Origin of the sequence: [Haemophilus] ducreyi (assembly GCF_900109315.1) — a bacterium.
GTDB lineage: Bacteria > Pseudomonadota > Gammaproteobacteria > Enterobacterales > Pasteurellaceae > Haemophilus_B > Haemophilus_B ducreyi.
Genome location: NZ_FOJC01000001.1, coordinates 187,628 through 203,220 on the forward strand (window position 1 = coordinate 187,628; position 15,593 = coordinate 203,220).

Annotated in this window: 18 protein-coding genes and 1 pseudogene; 13 read left to right on the plus strand and 6 right to left on the minus strand. The window is 36.5% G+C overall.

The features are described 5' to 3' along the window. Positions 1–7 precede the first annotated feature (7 nt). Genes hscB through iscX form a run of 5 tightly spaced genes read left to right on the plus strand, consistent with a single transcriptional unit; the run spans position 8 to position 3,658 of the window. Positions 8–529 (plus strand): Fe-S protein assembly co-chaperone HscB, encoded by a 522-nt coding sequence (gene hscB, locus BMX01_RS00910; RefSeq protein WP_064081971.1) that lies wholly within the window; start codon positions 8–10, stop codon positions 527–529. Positions 530–573: 44 nt separating this feature from the next. Then, entirely contained in the window at positions 574–1,206 is a 633-nt protein-coding gene (locus BMX01_RS00915) for a DUF2625 family protein (RefSeq protein ID WP_064081970.1), read from the plus strand. Between the two features lie 51 nt (positions 1,207–1,257). Then, positions 1,258–3,111, plus strand: coding sequence for a Fe-S protein assembly chaperone HscA (gene hscA / locus BMX01_RS00920; protein ID WP_074647591.1), 1,854 nt, complete (start codon positions 1,258–1,260; stop codon positions 3,109–3,111). Between the two features lie 11 nt (positions 3,112–3,122). Next, positions 3,123–3,464 (plus strand): ISC system 2Fe-2S type ferredoxin, encoded by a 342-nt coding sequence (fdx, locus tag BMX01_RS00925; RefSeq protein WP_064081968.1) that lies wholly within the window; start codon positions 3,123–3,125, stop codon positions 3,462–3,464. Next, the gene (gene iscX, locus BMX01_RS00930) at positions 3,464–3,658 is read left to right on the plus strand and encodes a Fe-S cluster assembly protein IscX (protein ID WP_064081967.1); all 195 of its coding nucleotides are present in this window, start codon (positions 3,464–3,466) and stop codon (positions 3,656–3,658) included. Before fdx ends, iscX begins: the two co-directional genes overlap by 1 nt. A 38-nt stretch (positions 3,659–3,696) precedes the next feature. Here iscX and BMX01_RS00935 read toward each other — a convergent pair. The 3 genes and pseudogenes from BMX01_RS00935 to BMX01_RS00950 all read right to left on the minus strand — a co-directional run bounded on the left by BMX01_RS00935 (position 3,697) and on the right by BMX01_RS00950 (position 6,370). Then, a pseudogene (locus tag BMX01_RS00935) lies at positions 3,697–4,505 on the minus strand (glycosyltransferase family 8 protein). Between the two features lie 7 nt (positions 4,506–4,512). Further along, positions 4,513–5,757 (minus strand): multifunctional CCA addition/repair protein, encoded by a 1,245-nt coding sequence (locus BMX01_RS00945; protein WP_064081964.1) that lies wholly within the window; start codon positions 5,755–5,757, stop codon positions 4,513–4,515. A gap of 103 nt (positions 5,758–5,860) precedes the next feature. Beyond that, on the minus strand, positions 5,861–6,370 hold the full coding sequence (locus BMX01_RS00950; RefSeq protein ID WP_064081963.1) for a peptidylprolyl isomerase: 510 nt from the start codon (positions 6,368–6,370) through the stop codon (positions 5,861–5,863). Between the two features lie 142 nt (positions 6,371–6,512). Between BMX01_RS00950 and cysS the strand changes: the two genes are divergently transcribed. The 3 genes from cysS to BMX01_RS00965 all read left to right on the plus strand — a co-directional run bounded on the left by cysS (position 6,513) and on the right by BMX01_RS00965 (position 9,421). After that, the gene (cysS, locus tag BMX01_RS00955) at positions 6,513–7,892 is read left to right on the plus strand and encodes a cysteine--tRNA ligase (RefSeq protein WP_064081962.1); all 1,380 of its coding nucleotides are present in this window, start codon (positions 6,513–6,515) and stop codon (positions 7,890–7,892) included. Positions 7,893–8,019: 127 nt separating this feature from the next. Continuing rightward, positions 8,020–8,439 carry a S8/S53 family peptidase gene (locus tag BMX01_RS00960; protein ID WP_126497631.1) on the plus strand — a complete coding sequence of 140 codons (420 nt, stop codon included), beginning with the start codon at positions 8,020–8,022 and terminating at the stop codon, positions 8,437–8,439. Between the two features lie 25 nt (positions 8,440–8,464). Next, the gene (locus BMX01_RS00965; RefSeq protein ID WP_064081960.1) at positions 8,465–9,421 is read left to right on the plus strand and encodes an autotransporter outer membrane beta-barrel domain-containing protein; all 957 of its coding nucleotides are present in this window, start codon (positions 8,465–8,467) and stop codon (positions 9,419–9,421) included. Positions 9,422–9,573: 152 nt separating this feature from the next. Here BMX01_RS00965 and BMX01_RS00970 read toward each other — a convergent pair whose 3' ends face one another. Continuing rightward, on the minus strand, positions 9,574–9,855 hold the full coding sequence (locus tag BMX01_RS00970) for a helix-turn-helix domain-containing protein (protein WP_064081959.1): 282 nt from the start codon (positions 9,853–9,855) through the stop codon (positions 9,574–9,576). A gap of 313 nt (positions 9,856–10,168) precedes the next feature. Between BMX01_RS00970 and metN the strand changes: the two genes are divergently transcribed. The 3 genes from metN to BMX01_RS00985 are packed head-to-tail and all read left to right on the plus strand — an operon-like array spanning position 10,169 to position 12,713. Beyond that, positions 10,169–11,203 carry a methionine ABC transporter ATP-binding protein MetN gene (gene metN / locus BMX01_RS00975; RefSeq protein WP_064081958.1) on the plus strand — a complete coding sequence of 345 codons (1,035 nt, stop codon included), beginning with the start codon at positions 10,169–10,171 and terminating at the stop codon, positions 11,201–11,203. Continuing rightward, positions 11,193–11,870: a methionine ABC transporter permease gene (locus tag BMX01_RS00980; protein ID WP_064081957.1), complete on the plus strand. Its 678-nt coding sequence runs from the start codon at positions 11,193–11,195 to the stop codon at positions 11,868–11,870. Before metN ends, BMX01_RS00980 begins: the two co-directional genes overlap by 11 nt. A gap of 30 nt (positions 11,871–11,900) precedes the next feature. Next, positions 11,901–12,713, plus strand: coding sequence for a MetQ/NlpA family lipoprotein (locus tag BMX01_RS00985; RefSeq protein WP_064081956.1), 813 nt, complete (start codon positions 11,901–11,903; stop codon positions 12,711–12,713). An 83-nt stretch (positions 12,714–12,796) separates the two neighbouring features. Here BMX01_RS00985 and BMX01_RS00990 read toward each other — a convergent pair whose 3' ends face one another. Beyond that, entirely contained in the window at positions 12,797–13,519 is a 723-nt protein-coding gene (locus tag BMX01_RS00990; RefSeq protein ID WP_064083001.1) for a 3-deoxy-D-manno-octulosonic acid kinase, read from the minus strand. A 113-nt stretch (positions 13,520–13,632) separates the two neighbouring features. Here BMX01_RS00990 and folE point away from each other — a divergent pair, with 113 nt between their 5' ends. Then, positions 13,633–14,289 carry a GTP cyclohydrolase I FolE gene (gene folE / locus BMX01_RS00995; RefSeq protein WP_064081955.1) on the plus strand — a complete coding sequence of 219 codons (657 nt, stop codon included), beginning with the start codon at positions 13,633–13,635 and terminating at the stop codon, positions 14,287–14,289. A 97-nt stretch (positions 14,290–14,386) separates the two neighbouring features. Continuing rightward, positions 14,387–15,172 (plus strand): tRNA pseudouridine(38-40) synthase TruA, encoded by a 786-nt coding sequence (gene truA, locus BMX01_RS01000; protein ID WP_064081954.1) that lies wholly within the window; start codon positions 14,387–14,389, stop codon positions 15,170–15,172. 58 nt (positions 15,173–15,230) lie between these two features. Here truA and hpf read toward each other — a convergent pair whose 3' ends face one another. After that, positions 15,231–15,548, minus strand: coding sequence for a ribosome hibernation-promoting factor, HPF/YfiA family (gene hpf, locus BMX01_RS01005; RefSeq protein ID WP_064081953.1), 318 nt, complete (start codon positions 15,546–15,548; stop codon positions 15,231–15,233). Between the last annotated feature and the right edge of the window lie 45 nt (positions 15,549–15,593).

Genomic DNA, 15,593 nt, shown 5'->3' on the forward strand with positions numbered 1-15,593 from the left:
AGGAGCAATGCGTAATCCATTTAGTTTGTTTAATTTGCCAGTGCAATTTCAGATTGATAACGCTCAGCTTTCTGAGCGTTATCTTGCTTTACAAAAGCAGTTTCATCCGGATAATTTTGCGAATCAACCTGCCGATAAACAATTAGCTGCGTTACAACAATCGGCAGATGTAAATGAGGCATTACAAATCTTAAAAGATCCGATTGCCCGTGCAACGGCAATTATTGAGATTAATACGGGAATCGTGAAAAATCTTGAAGAGAATAGTCAGCAAGATCTTGATTTTTTAATGCAACATATGGAATGGCACGAAAAATTAGACAGTATTGAAAACAGTCGATCCGAACAGCAATTAGCTGATTTTTTAAAACAGATTAAAACTGAGCAACGTAATGTGGAACAGCAATTAGCAACTTTGTTAAATCAACAACAATGGCAAAAAGCTGATTTATTGACTGAGCATTTGCGTTATTTTAAAAAATTAATAATACAAATTGAAAAAGTTGAAGATAAATTGCTTGAATATTAATTACTCAATATGGCAATTTTGAGCGCTAAGGCAGAATCTTGAATATGAAGACTTTAGAACAATTATTATCGAAACAATCTGCTTGGTTAATTTTACGAGATTGGTTTGCACAAACACGTAATCATTATCAAATTTTAGCTAGTTATCCAGAAAATGCTAATCAGACGCTAGTCAGCTTGCAATTATCTACGCACTCATTGCTTGGTGCGATTGTTTATGAAACCGGTGGTATATTTATTGATTATGGTTGGTTACGAATTTTAGGCAGCGGTAATGAAAAATTGGCTCGCGGTTTATTTGATTGGAATTTTGGTGAAACATTTAAACAGTCAGGCGAGCAACCGGGTTATTTACTCATAGCCGATGATGCGGTTGGTGGTTATTTTGCTATTAATGCTGGAGCATTAGGCGATAACATGGGCGAAATTTATTACCACCACCCAATAGCTAAACAATGGCAAAGCTTAAAGTTAACCTATTCTGAATTTTTAGGTTGGGCATTGTCAGATGATTTAATTGACTTCTATCAAGATTTACGTTGGCAAAATTGGCAAGCGGATATTGCGGATTTACAAGGACACCAAGTACTTGATTTAGAAAGTAAAATTCCTGTGTCGATTGAACGTCACTACCAAAGCGTGTTTGCACCAGAAAATATGGGATATTCGGTGGTGTAATTTTTTTCTCAGATAAATGAGAAAGTTATATAGTTAAAGAGAGATACAAAAATGGCATTACTTCAAATCGCTGAACCTGGGCAAACTGCGGCACCGCACCAGTTACGTTTAGCAGTAGGTATTGATCTCGGTACGACTAATTCATTAGTTGCCAGTGTACGTAGTGGGCAAGTACAAGTATTGTTGGATGATAAAGAAAGCGCGTTAATTCCATCGGTGGTTCACTATACAGAAACAAGTAAAATGGTTGGAGTCACAGCATTTGAGCAGGCTTCGTATGATCCACAAAACACCATCATTTCAGCGAAACGTTTAATTGGTCGTTCGTTAATGGATGTGCAAACACGTTATCCAAATTTACCTTACCAATTTCAAGCCAGTGAAAATGGTTTACCTTTAATTCATACTAAGCAAGGCTATAAAAGCCCGATTGAAGTATCAGCAGATATTTTAAGCCATCTCAATCACTTAGCTGAACAGCGTTTAGCCGGTGAATTATCGGGAGTTGTAATCACGGTACCCACTTATTTTGATGATGCGCAACGGCAAAGCACTAAAGATGCCGCACGTTTAGCGGGATTAAATATATTACGTTTATTAAATGAACCCACCGCAGCTGCTATTGCTTATGGTTTAGATAGTGGTCAAGAAGGTGTGATTGCAGTTTATGATTTGGGCGGTGGCACATTTGATATTTCTATTTTACGCCTAAGTAAAGGTGTGTTTGAAGTATTAGCAACGGGGGGAGATACAGCATTAGGTGGCGATGATTTTGATCATTTATTAGCTGATTGGATTGCAACACAAGCGGCGGTTCAGCCAAAAAATGCGACAGAACAACGACAATTATTGACTTTGGCGACTCAAACTAAAATCGCTTTATCGCAAGCGGATGAAACATCCTTACATTTTGCTAATTGGACGGGTAGTATTACTCAAGCGCAATTTAATCAATTAATTCAACCGCTTGTTAAGCGCTCATTAGTTGCTTGCCGTCGGGCTTTAAAAGATGCGTCAGTAGACATTGAAGAGGTATGTCAAGTGGTGATGGTTGGAGGCTCAACTCGAGTGCCATTTGTACGTGAAGCCGTTGGTGAATTTTTTGCGAAAAAACCGTTAACTTCAATTGATCCGGATAAGGTTGTGGCATTAGGTGCAGCCATTCAAGCCGATATTTTAGTGGGCAATAAGCCTGATAATGAAATGTTATTGCTAGATGTTGTGCCGCTCTCGTTGGGAATTGAAACAATGGGAGGATTAGTTGAAAAGATTATTCCACGTAATACTACAATTCCAGTGGCGCGCGCGCAAGAATTTACTACTGCTAAAGATGGTCAGACAGCAATGAGTGTTCATGTGCTACAAGGTGAGCGTGAGTTGGTGGACGATTGTCGATCATTAGCTCGTTTTACATTATGCGGTATTCCACCTATGGTAGCCGGTGCAGCAACTATTCGTGTTACCTATCAAGTTGATGCAGATGGTTTATTAAGCGTTACTGCAATGGAAAAATCAACTAAAGTGCAAGCATCTATTCAAATTAAACCATCTTATGGTTTAACTGATGAAGAAGTTACCCAAATGATTAAATCATCAATGTCAAATGCAAAAGCTGATATGGAAGCGCGTCAACTTGCAGAACAACGTGTTGAAGCAGATAGAGTGATTGAGATGGTGATGGCAGCTTTACAAAAAGACGGTAAAGCAGTGCTTAGTGCAGCAGAATTTAATGCGATTGAGGTTGAAATACAGAAATTGATCGGATTAAAAGCAGGTACTGATCGTATCGCGATTCAGCGAAGTATCAAAGATCTTGATTTAGCCACTCAAGCATTTGCAGCGAAACGAATGAATTTATCTATTCAAAAAGCATTAGCGGGTAAAGCCGTTGATGAAATTATCTAAAAGAGGATTTTATGCCAAAAGTAGTATTTCTTCCGCATGAAGAGTTTTGCCCAGAAGGTATGGTGATTGAAGCAAAATCAGGTGATAACTTACTTGAGCTTGCGCATAATGCGGGTGTTGAAATTCACCATGCTTGTGATGCTTCTTGTGCTTGCACTACTTGTCACGTAGTTATTCGCGAAGGATTTGATTCATTAAATGAAACTTCCGATCAAGAAGAAGATATGTTAGATAAAGCTTGGGGCTTAGAAATGGATAGTCGTTTAAGCTGTCAATGTATTGTTGGTGAAGAAGACTTAGTCGTTGAAATCCCAAAATATAATCTAAATCACGCAAATGAGGCGGTACACTGATGAAATGGACAGATACGAGACTAATTGCGGAAAGTTTGTATGATATGAATCCGGATTTAGATCCTACCACAGTACGTTTTACGGATATGCATAAATGGATCTGCGAAATTGATAAGTTTGATGATGATCCTCAAGCATCAAATGAGCATATTTTAGAAGCAATTTTAGGCATATGGTTAGAAGAATACCAATAAATAAAATTCTGTAGATTAAAATTGGTGCAGTAATTCATTTAATTGTGTTTAGCATAAATATCTTGCCAATTTAGTTCATAATAAAACCAATAAATATTTCTAAATCTTGTATTAAATATATTAAGCCATGGCTTTGCTTCGGTATTATAATGAATAATAAGCGGGATAGTTTCTCCTAAATCTTCTAAATATCTTGTTTTTCCATACTTAAAAAATAAGTAATCTGTACCAATTAAATAATTATATCCACGATTTAGTTTTAACCATTTGTCTTTGAATATAAGATTAAGAATACTTTGATCGGCATAAGGAAGAGAATTAATATATTTTTCTGACAATGATAAACAAAATTGAGTTATATTGTGTTCTCTCCACTTTTTATTATTAATTAATAACATGCCAGCATTAAAAGTATTGTTATTTACATAGATTTTTTCGGCAATAATATCTTTTACCGCAGCCAAAAAATAATTGCTTATATCTGTTTGATATAATTCAGTTAAAGAACCATTTACCACAATATCAGCATCTAAATAAATAACCTTATCTTGCTCAATAAAATCACTAATAAAATACCGAAAAAAGTCGTATCAGATGAAATATGCGAGTATGTTTTAAAATTTTTAATGGTGTCATTGGTGACTTTTATATCAATAATTTCACTGTTCAATTTGCGTAATTTGTTATTCAGAATATCAAACCATTCAGTAGGATAATCACGATTAAGTAAATAAAATCGAATATGTTTATTATGTAAGCAAATAGATTTGATGGTGGTAAGAATATATTCCGAATATGATTGGTTAGCCGCTAAGACGATATTCATTTTTTCTAGTGGATTCAACATAATATTCCTATTTTAAATTAGCATTTTTTATTTGTTTGATGATGTTAATTCGCCTATGGTTTAATTCATCGCGAATAGCTTGTTTTTTAAAACCATCGGCAATTATTGCTTGTACATTAACAGCATTAGCGGCATTAAAATAGTCAATTGCGAATGTTGCTTGCAGATAAGAGCAATACTCAGCGCCTAATCGAGCACGTGCATCTGCTTCACAAGCGAGTAAGAAGTCGTCTAGCCTTTGAGGTTTACGCCATACATCTAATTGATTAAAGAGTTCTAATACCCTTTCGCTGTCTAATTCGGCGATTTTATGGCAATCTGTATGATATTTATTCACTAATAAGGCAAGTTCTTTGACAGCGGTTGGTACTTTTAAACGATCAGCTAATTGATGAGTGAGCTGGATGCCGGTTACATCGGGTTGATAATGATGCGGTAGCATTTCAGCAGAAATTAAGCCTTTACCTAGATCATGACATAGCACCGCCCACAGTAAAGCGGTCGGATTATGGGCTTGTTTAACAAGTAATTTAGCTTGTTGAAGTGCAAGTAATGTATGTTGGCCACGATCGGTTTCAAGATGATATTTAGTTGATTGAATTTGACCAAATAGTTGATCAATTTCAGGGAAGAGTACTGCTAATGCATTTACTTTTCTCAATACTTGAAAGTAAATGTGAGGCGATTCAGTGTGTAAGGCTTTTTCTGTCTCTCGCCAAATACGTTCCGCAGTAAGGTGATTTAATTCTCCACAAGCGGTCATTTTTTGCATTAATTCTAGCGTTTGTTCGGCAATGCTAAAGCCTAAATGATGAAAGTGAGCTGCAAAACGTGCGACACGTAAAACTCTTAATGGATCTTCTGCAAAAGCATCAGAAATATGGCGTAAGAGGCGGTTCGCTAAGTCAGTTTTTCCGCCAAAAGGGTCGAAAATTTGTCCGCTTGTTAGGTCTTGAGCCATCGCATTAATGGTTAAATCTCGTCGAATTAGATCTTGTTCTAATGTAACATTGGGCGAAAAATCACAGACAAAACCCGTGTAGCCGGTACCACTTTTTCGTTCTTGCCGCGCGAGCGCATATTCTTGTTGGGTAACGGGATGTAGAAAAACAGGAAAATCAGCACCAACTTGTTGATAGCCTTGATTAATTAATTCTGTAGCAGTAGCACCTACTACTAAGAAATCACGGTCTTTAATCGGTAAATTGAGCAACTGATCACGAACGGCTCCGCCAACAAGGTAAATTTGCATAGTCTTTGTATGGGATTATTTTTGCTTGAGATTAAAATAGCAAATTAGCATTATAAAAAATAGGCACAAGCTATATACTTGTGCCATTTCGGTGTAGCATAAATTATGCGACAGTGACAGATTCAATCACAATATCCTCAACGGGTACATCTTGGTGAAACCCTTTGTTACCTGTTTTAACTGCTTTGATCTTATCAACGACTTCCATACCTTCCGTAACTTCGCCAAAGACAGCGTAGCCCCATTCTTGTACAACCGTTTTACCGAACATTTCTTTAGCACGATAATCTAAAAAAGTATTGTCCGCTACATTGATAAAAAATTGTGAGCTTGCTGAATGTGGATCAGCAGTACGTGCCATTGCTAATGTACCACGTTTATTGCTTAGGCCATTACTTGCTTCATTCTGAATAGGCGCATTGGTTGGTTTTTCAATTAAACCTGCGCTCATGCCTCCACCCTGAATCATAAAACCATCAATTACACGGTGAAAAATAGTGCCATTATAAAAACCTTGCTGACAGTAATCGGTAAAATTTTGTGCAGTGGTTGGCGCTTTATCAGAATATAATTCGATTTTAATATCGCCATAATTAGTATGTAATGTAATCATTTTGGTTTCCTTATCAACATAAAGGGGAAGATTGTGTCACTATTATTAAAAAGTTTTAGCCAAATTGCAAAAAAATCTCAAAATTAGACTGCTTATTCGCTATACTTTGCCACTATTTTAGTATTTAAGCAATGAGGACACTATGCTCAAAATTTATAACACTCTAAAACGTGAGAAAGAAGAATTTAAACCGATTAACCCTGCACAAGTTGGTATGTATGTCTGCGGCGTGACGGTTTATGATCTTTGTCATTTTGGGCATGGGCGGACTTTTGTATCATTTGATGTGATTGCTCGTTATTTACGTTATTCAGGCTATAACTTACGTTATGTCCGCAATATTACCGATGTAGATGATAAAATCATTAAGCGTGCTTTAGAGAATAATGAGAGTTGTGAAGCACTTGTCGAGCGAATGATTGCAGAAATGCATAATGATTTTGACGCATTGAACATTATGCGGCCTGATGTAGAGCCTCGTGCAACTGAACATATCGCAGAAATTATTGCCATGGTTGAAAAGTTGATTATGAATGGCCATGCTTATGTTGCCGCAGATGGTGATGTAATGTTTGATGTGACCTCATTTAATCAGTATGGTGCGTTGTCTCGCCAAAATCTGGATCAGTTGCAAGCGGGCGCTAGAGTTGAAATTAAATCAGCTAAGAAGAATCCGATGGATTTTGTCCTATGGAAAAGATCTAAAGAAAATGAACCAAGTTGGCTAAGCCCGTGGGGAAATGGGCGTCCAGGTTGGCATATTGAATGTTCAGCAATGAACAATAAAGAATTAGGCGAACATTTTGATATTCATGGTGGTGGCGCGGATTTAATGTTTCCACATCACGAAAATGAAATTGCCCAATCTTGTTGTGCTCATCAAGGTGAATATGTCAACTATTGGTTGCATACAGGTATGTTGACGATTGATAAAGAGAAAATGTCTAAATCAGTCGGCAATTTTTTTAGCATTCGCCATATGTTAGGGCTTTATGATGCTGAATCGTTACGCTATTTCTTTTTGACAGCACATTATCGTTCTTTATTAGACTACAGCATTGATAACTTAGATTTAGCCCGATCAGCATTAGAACGTTTATATACTGCTTTACGAGGCTGTGACTTATCTGTACAAGCGAATGGCGGTGAAAATTATGTTACCGCTTTTAAAACGGCAATGGACGATGATTTCAACACGCCAGCAGCATTAGCGGTCTTATTTGAAATGGCACGTGAAGTGAATAAATTAAAAACAGAAGATCAACAGCAAGCAAATGCATTAGCGGTCTGTTTAAAAGAATTGGCTGCAGTACTTGGCTTATTAACACAAGATCCAGATAATTTTTTAAAAGGCGAAGTGAATATCGACCAAACCGCAGAGATTGAAGCATTAATTCAGCAACGTAATCAGGCAAAAGCTAATAAAAATTGGGCAGTAGCGGATCAAGTCAGAGATAAACTCAAAGCAATGAATATCTTGTTAGAAGACACACCAATCGGCACAGTTTGGCGTAAAGCCTAAAGCGTTTAAAAAACATTATAGTTTTGGATTCAAATTGATACTATTAAGGTCATAATGGCACTTTTAGGCATTAGACATCGATTTAAGTATGAGTGAGAATAAATTTATTTCACTTAAATTTACGAAAATGAAAAGACAATACAAAATTATCACATTAGCCACAACAACAGCATTGCTCTCTGCTTGTGGTGGGAGCAGCGGTGGGGATGATGTAACACATTCGCAAAACATAGCCTATGGTCACGGGCGATACAAGGATGCTGCCGAGCAAGATAAAGCCGAAGCAAAAGGACAAGGTGTTTACGTTGGTTTGGTAGATACAGGGATTAGAAGAAATGCTAAAGGTTTGATTAATCGTAATCGTAATATCAGCAGAAAAGTATTGAGTTTAGATGGTAAAAGCAAAGAAGATAGCAAAGATGAGCATGGGCACGGTACATTTATGACGGAAGTAATTCTAGATATTGCGCCTAATGCATCTATTAATTCGGCGATGAATTCAACTAAAGATGCTCTGTATATATGTTATTGGGAGCTACAAAAATAAAAAAACAAGTAAAGCTAGCCCGCTAATGGGTTTAGGTATTGCAAATGCGTTACTGTATTCTAAAAACTTGAACCAAACGGTCTTCGGCATGAATACAGCAACTGCTCAGCATGTTCAATTACACCTAGTTAATGAAAAAGTGTTGCGTAGTGAAAAAGCAATAGACCACGCATTAAGCGCGGAGCAATCAGGTGCTATATGGATGGACAGCGGTTTTGGTAAAACAAAAGCTAAAGCATTGTCTAGTGTCAATGGCGAAAGCCAAGACAACTCTCAAACTGTAGGGTTGGCTAAATCATTTAGTAACAGACAACACCGTTTAGAGGTTCAATTAAGTCGAGTAGATTACGGCTGGACTGAAAGCTATCAAGGATTGAAAAAAGCACTTAATACTCATGGTTATGGTTTTGAAGCAGCTTACGCTTATGCGCCGACACCTAGTAGCTATTGGGTAAGTGGTCTTGTTGGTTTTGACCGCCTAAAAGCAACCTCAACTTACGGCGCTGATGCAGGCGGTCAGTTTGTTGTAGGCAGCGCTGTTGGTAAATGGTTTGATTTTGGAGGTGTTGGTGTTATGCCAAGCGTTGGTTTGAAACATACTCAATCAACAGATATAGATTACTATTTAGGCAAGTTTGATGGAGATACGGTTTCTGCTGATAATGTCAACACAAAAGAAACAGCGTTAACAGTTGGTTTGAATGGTTTATGGAAAGCAGATAGCGAAGGTAAATTAACGTTGAATGCAGGATTGAATTTTTACCAAATTTTGAATGGTAAAGTGGCTTACATTTCAAACTACGGTGGTTATAAAGTCAATGTAAGTGAGAAAACCTCGGGCAATCGCCCAGATGTTGGTGTCAAATTAGGCGCCAATTACCAAGTAAGTGATAATGTTCGTATATTCTTGAATGGCGAATATCAAACTGGTAAATTCCGCCACCGTAAAGCGATTAACGTTGGCTTAAAGCTAGATTTCTAGTGTTTTAAATTTATGTTGCGGATATAACGCCTACCAAACAGAATGGTAGGCGTTTTTGTATTTGGGTGATTTGAAACTAATAAGTTAGCAATTGAATTTTAGAAAAAATAGCAAGCATAAGCTAGCTTATCCATAGTTTATTTAAATATGAATTAAGTATTTAAAATTTTAAGCATTTCTTCTAGTCGTGAAATAAGTCTATTTTCGCCAACTTGGTAAATAGAAGATCCATGCCTCCATGAATTGGGTATTAAGTCTAATGGAGGGACTTCGAGGGCTTCTGCTATTTGTTCTAGTCGTTTGTGGTTGATGCGAGATTTACCATTTTCAATTTTTCGATAACCGCTGACAGACAGATTTATTTTGTCCGCTATTTCTTCTTGGGATAGATTATGATTTTTTCTAAGCGATCTGATTTTTTCAAAAATTTCCATAATTGACACTTTTATAGTAATGGTCGTTACTTTTTAATATTAGACATTACCACAATTATGCAAAAAATGTAAATATTTTAGATTGTTCTAGCAAAAATCAAACTTATCACAATTAAATTAACCATTGCACTTTTGTGCAAAGACAAAGGTTGCAATTTCAAAAAGTTAAATAAAAGATTATCTTTTTTCTCCAAAATGACTATTTTTTATAAACTTTGAGGCGTTTTGTATAAAAAATGGCATTATTTAATTGACATAGCATTCTAGACGTCTAAAATGATATGTAATAATTAATAGATATAGGTTAAGAATAATGATTGAGCTGAAAAATATCGGCAAGCAGTTCGAGGTTAATGGTAAAAAAATTATTGCATTAGATAATGTTAATCTTGTCGTGCCTAAAGGTACTATTTGTGGTGTAATTGGTGCTTCCGGTGCGGGTAAGAGTACGTTAATCCGTTGCGTGAACTTATTGGAACGCCCAACAGTAGGTAATGTAATTGTTGATGGACAAGATTTAACAACCCTTTCATCTCAAGAGCTAATCAGCGCACGCCGTAATATTGCAATGATTTTCCAACATTTTAATTTGCTTTCATCGCAAACAGTATTTGAGAATGTTGCGTTACCGTTGTGTTTAAGTAACACTCCCACTGAACATATTACTAAAAAGGTTAATGAATTACTTGAGTTAGTGGGGTTAACTGAACGTAAAGATGTTTACCCAAGTAATTTATCTGGTGGGCAAAAACAACGGGTAGCGATTGCTCGTGCGTTAGCCAGTGATCCTAAAGTGTTACTTTGTGATGAGGCAACCAGTGCATTAGATCCGGTAACGACACAATCGATCTTACAATTATTAAAAGAGATCAATAAGCGGTTGGGATTAACTATTTTATTGATTACACATGAAATGGACGCCGTGAAACGTATTTGTGATCGTGTGGCAGTGATTGATCAGGGTAAGTTAATTGAGACCGGATCCGTGAGTGAGATTTTTGCAAATCCAACGACACAATTAGCTCAACAGTTTATTCAGTCTACTTTCCACGTTGAATTACCTACAGAGTATACCGAACAGTTTTCATCGCAGCCAACGCTGAATAGTAAACCGATTATTAAATTTGAATTTACCGGTAACTCTGTTGATGCACCGGTTTTGTCAATGGCATCGAAAAAATTTGGTATTGATTTTAGTATTTTAATGTCGCAAATTGATTATGCTGGTGGTGTTAAGTTTGGTTTTGTTATTGCTGAGGTTGAAGGCGATGGCGAAGCCATTACAGCAGCAAAATGCTATTTAATTAATAATAATGTAAAAATTGAGGTGTTAGGTTATGTGGGATAGTTTTTTAAAAGAAGTAACGCCTCAAATGTGGCAATTAATTGCTGAAGGGACATTAGAAACCATTTATATGAGTTTTAGTGCTTCTTTTATTGCCATTTTGGTTGGTTTACCATTGGGTTTTTTAGCGTTTTTAACTCAAAAAGAGCAAATTTTGGCAAATGAGCGTATTAATCAAATTTTAAATGTGATTATTAATATTGGTCGCTCAATGCCATTTATTATCTTATTGATTATTTTATTACCGGTTACGCGTTTTTTAGTCGGCACTTCATTAGGTACTACTGCCGCAATTGTGCCATTAAGCGTATCGGCTATTCCTTTTTTTGCACGTTTGACCGCAAATGCATTAATTGAAATTCCAGCCGGTTTAACTGAAGCGGCTAAATCAATGGGTGCGACTAATTGGCAAGTCGTAACGCGTTTTTATTTACCAGAATCTTTACCTATTTTAATTAATGGTATTACCTTAACGTTAGTCGCATTAATTGGTTACTCAGCCATGGCGGGAGCTGTTGGTGGCGGTGGCTTAGGCAATTTAGCCATCAGTTATGGTGAGCATCGTAATATGATCTATGTTAAGTGGATTTCAACCGTGATTATTGTGGCGATTGTGATGCTCAGCCAAAAATTAGGAGATTATTTAGCAAAACGTTATGATCATCGTTAATTATAAACACAACATCAAGGGAGTTTTACTATGATTTTTAAAAAAGTGTTGGCTTTTATATTTGTTTCGACTTTAGCATTAACCGGTTGTAAACCGGCAAATAACCAAGGTGATTCTGCTTCGACAAAAATTAAAGTAGGTGTGATGTCTGGCCCAGAACATTCTGTAGCAGAAAAAGCGGCAGAAATTGCGAAACAGAAATATAATTTAGAGGTGGAATTTGTTTTGTTTAATGATTATGCCTTGCCAAATATGGCGGTGAGTAAAGGTGATTTAGATATAAATGCAATGCAACATAAACCCTATTTAGATAAAGACTCTCAAGAAAAGGGATTAAATAACTTAGTGATTGTGGGTAATGCTTTTGTTTATCCATTAGCTGGTTATTCCAAAAAAATCAAAAATATAGCTGAGTTGAAATCTGAAGCGGTTGTAGCCGTGCCTAATGATCCTTCTAATCATGCACGTGCGTTGATGTTGTTGGAGAAACAAGGTTTAATTAAGTTAAACGATAATACTAACTTATTTGCCACTAAATTAGATATTGTGGATAATCCGAAAAAGTTAATAATCAAAGAAGTGGATACTTCAGTTGCAGCTAAGGCATTAGATGATGTTGATCTCGCTGTGGTGAATAATACTTATGCAAGCCAAGCGGGATTAAGTGTAAATGATAGTGTGTTTGTAGAAGATAAACAATCGCCTTACGTCAATATCATTGTGGCACGTACCGATAATCAAGACAGTCAAGCGGTGCAAAATTTTGTGAAAGCTTATCAAACTGAGGAAGTATTTGCTGAAGCGCAACATCATTTTAAAGATGGGGTAGTAAAAGGTTGGTAGTTTTGGGTGGATAACAAGGGGTAATAGGTGATGCCTATTACCCTTTTTATTTATGCAAATATAAGCTAAAAGTAAGTAAAAATCTACCGGTTATCTCCTTGATTCTGTTGCTGATAGCCTGTTAACAGTGATTGCCAGTTCTGCTGATGGAATTGGATACCTAATCGAGTTTGCTCTTTATGGAATGAACGCAATAAGCGGTTTAAATTGGCTTGTTTCCATTCTTCGCCAGCTTTAATACCACATTTATCAAAATCAATTAACCAAAATTTGCCGTTATCATCAAGCAAAATATTGTGAATATTTAAATCAGAATGATGTATTTGGTGGTCATGCAATTGACGGATCAATTGGCCAAGTTGTTGGTATTGTTCTGCGACAAGCGGTTGTATTTGTAACAATTTACTCAGATCTTGAGTATGTTCAATTTTTTCTAACATAATTTTGGCACGATAGAAAATGGATTGTTTATTGATTTCAACCGCAATTGGGCGAGGTACGGGTAAATGCCAACGTTGCATTTGGGTTAATAGGTTAAATTCTTGCACGGCTCTTGTTTGATCAATGCGGTGAAAAAGATAGCGATCTTTGACTACTTTACCAAATAAGCCACCACGATAATAATGGCGAAGCACAATATTAATGCCGAGTTCTGCTTGAGTATTTAAAAACCAAGTAATACCACGCCCCTTACTGTATCCTAGTAAGTGGTCGGATTGTGTAAAATTTTGACCGCTAAATAGTTGTTTAAGTAGTGGTTCGATAGCGGGTGAGACAATCTCGCGATTAAAAATATAATGAATCATAGGCATTATTTAAAATGATAGATAAGAATAATTCTACACGAATTTGATGTTTTAGGTGTGTTTCTAGCACCAATTTGCTAAAATTCCAAGCTTGAATTTTTAGAGGAGAATCAATGAGTATTATCTCAAGCGAAGCCCAAAAAGTGCGTAAAGCGTTGATTAAAAAGGGTATCGAAACGCCAACAATTGAATTAACACAAGATAAAGATTCACGACGAGCTGAAATTGAACAACATATGCGTTCAGTATTAGAATTGCTTGGCCTAGATTTACGTGATGATAGTTTAGAAGAAACCCCGCATCGTTTAGCAAAAATGTATGTAGATGAAATCTTTAGCGGGTTAGATTACGCGACTTTTCCTAAAATTACCACGATTGAAAATCGTATGAAAGTGAGCGAAATGGTATTAGTTGATGATATTACATTGACTTCAACTTGTGAACACCATTTTGTGACGATCGATGGCAAAGTAGCGGTTGCTTATTATCCGAAAAAATGGGTAATTGGCTTATCGAAAATTAACCGAGTAGTACAATTTTTTGCTCAACGTCCACAAGTACAAGAACGTTTCACTGAGCAGATTTTAACCGCATTTCAAACTATTTTAGAAACCGAAGATGTTGCAATCTATGTCAAAGCAATGCATTTTTGTGTTAAGTGTCGCGGCATAAAGGATAGCAACAGTTATACAGTGACTTCTGCATTTGGTGGTGTGTTTTTAGATGATCGTGAAACACGTAAAGAGTTTTTAAACCTAATTCACAAATAATCTAACAGCCAATATTAACGGGTTGTTAACGTAAGCGGACGATTTTAGCAAATTTTGGCAAAAATGTTACCGCTTACCCGTTTTAAGGTATGGAAAGATGAAAATTGCATTAGGCATTGAATATGATGGTAGCAATTATTTTGGTTGGCAACGTCAAGCAGAAGTTGTCAGTGTTCAACAAACTTTAGAAGAAGCGTTATCAAAAGTGGCAAATACCACTATTGAAGTATTCTGTGCCGGACGAACTGATTCTGGCGTGCACGGCACAGGGCAAGTTGTGCACTTTGAAACGGAAGTTGAGCGCCCATTAGCAAGTTGGTGTTTTGGAACTAATGCACATTTAGCTAATGATATTGCCGTCAAATGGGCAGTAAAGGTGGCGGAGGATTTCCATGCACGTTTTAGTGCAACTGCACGCCGTTATCGTTATATTATTTTCAACAGTAAATTACGAACAGCCATCTTGCCTAAAGGTGTTGCTCATTATCATTACCCTCTAGATGCACAGAAAATGCATCAAGCAGGACAATACTTATTAGGTGAACAAGATTTTTCATCTTTTCGTGCAGCGAAATGCCAATCGCATACACCCTGGCGGAATATTCATCATTTGAATGTAGTAAGACAAGGGAATTATGTGATTATAGATATTCAAGCAAATGCGTTTGTACATCATATGGTACGAAATATTGTTGGTAGTTTATTAGAAGTCGGGCAAGGACTTCAGCCTATTGAATGGATAAAATGGCTACTTGAACAAAAAAACCGTCAATTAGCTGCACCAACTGCGAAAGCAGAAGGGCTATATTTAGTCAATGTAGAGTACCCAAGTCGTTTTGGTATTCCTAAAACCGCATTAGGGCCATTATTTTTGGCAGACTAAATAAAAAAGCCAAATCATTGATTTAGTTTAATGGTTAGTTTAGTTGCTATGTCTGGGCTTATTGTACACTTTTTAATGTATTATCAGTGCGCCGTGCTTCGTTTTTATGAACTAATTTATTTAATTGTGATTCTAATTTTGTTTCAACTTCATTAATTGCTTTATAAAGATCTTCATCATTTGCCTTCGCAAAAAGTTCTCCAACAGGCGTACCAATTGAAGCTTCAACTTCATAACTGTTTGGTAACTTATGAATCATAAAATGTGGATTAATAAGTTGAGTTTGCCATTTTTCGAGTTTTGCTAAACGCTCTTCAATATGAGTACGGATTGCAGGAGTTACTTCCATTTGTTTGCTTGAAATATTAATTGTCATTGCATTGTCCTCTTTGTGAAGGTTATTAAGTTAATTAAAACATAT

Bases quoted from the DNA above. Each gene is read 5' to 3' on its own strand.
- cysS (WP_064081962.1), top strand. From the start codon at position 6,513: ATGCTCAAAATTTATAACACTCTAAAACGTGAGAAAGAAGAATTTAAA.
- BMX01_RS00990 (WP_064083001.1), bottom strand. From the start codon at position 13,519: ATGATTCATTATATTTTTAATCGCGAGATTGTCTCACCCGCTATCGAA.
- BMX01_RS00970 (WP_064081959.1), bottom strand. From the start codon at position 9,855: ATGGAAATTTTTGAAAAAATCAGATCGCTTAGAAAAAATCATAATCTA.
- BMX01_RS00950 (WP_064081963.1), bottom strand. From the start codon at position 6,370: ATGATTACATTACATACTAATTATGGCGATATTAAAATCGAATTATAT.
- BMX01_RS00960 (WP_126497631.1), top strand. From the start codon at position 8,020: ATGAAAAGACAATACAAAATTATCACATTAGCCACAACAACAGCATTG.
- BMX01_RS00945 (WP_064081964.1), bottom strand. From the start codon at position 5,757: ATGCAAATTTACCTTGTTGGCGGAGCCGTTCGTGATCAGTTGCTCAAT.
- hscB (WP_064081971.1), top strand. From the start codon at position 8: ATGCGTAATCCATTTAGTTTGTTTAATTTGCCAGTGCAATTTCAGATT.
- folE (WP_064081955.1), top strand. From the start codon at position 13,633: ATGAGTATTATCTCAAGCGAAGCCCAAAAAGTGCGTAAAGCGTTGATT.
- BMX01_RS00915 (WP_064081970.1), top strand. From the start codon at position 574: ATGAAGACTTTAGAACAATTATTATCGAAACAATCTGCTTGGTTAATT.
- BMX01_RS00965 (WP_064081960.1), top strand. From the start codon at position 8,465: ATGGGTTTAGGTATTGCAAATGCGTTACTGTATTCTAAAAACTTGAAC.
- BMX01_RS00985 (WP_064081956.1), top strand. From the start codon at position 11,901: ATGATTTTTAAAAAAGTGTTGGCTTTTATATTTGTTTCGACTTTAGCA.
- fdx (WP_064081968.1), top strand. From the start codon at position 3,123: ATGCCAAAAGTAGTATTTCTTCCGCATGAAGAGTTTTGCCCAGAAGGT.
- iscX (WP_064081967.1), top strand. From the start codon at position 3,464: ATGAAATGGACAGATACGAGACTAATTGCGGAAAGTTTGTATGATATG.
- metN (WP_064081958.1), top strand. From the start codon at position 10,169: ATGATTGAGCTGAAAAATATCGGCAAGCAGTTCGAGGTTAATGGTAAA.
- BMX01_RS00980 (WP_064081957.1), top strand. From the start codon at position 11,193: ATGTGGGATAGTTTTTTAAAAGAAGTAACGCCTCAAATGTGGCAATTA.
- hpf (WP_064081953.1), bottom strand. From the start codon at position 15,548: ATGACAATTAATATTTCAAGCAAACAAATGGAAGTAACTCCTGCAATC.
- truA (WP_064081954.1), top strand. From the start codon at position 14,387: ATGAAAATTGCATTAGGCATTGAATATGATGGTAGCAATTATTTTGGT.
- hscA (WP_074647591.1), top strand. From the start codon at position 1,258: ATGGCATTACTTCAAATCGCTGAACCTGGGCAAACTGCGGCACCGCAC.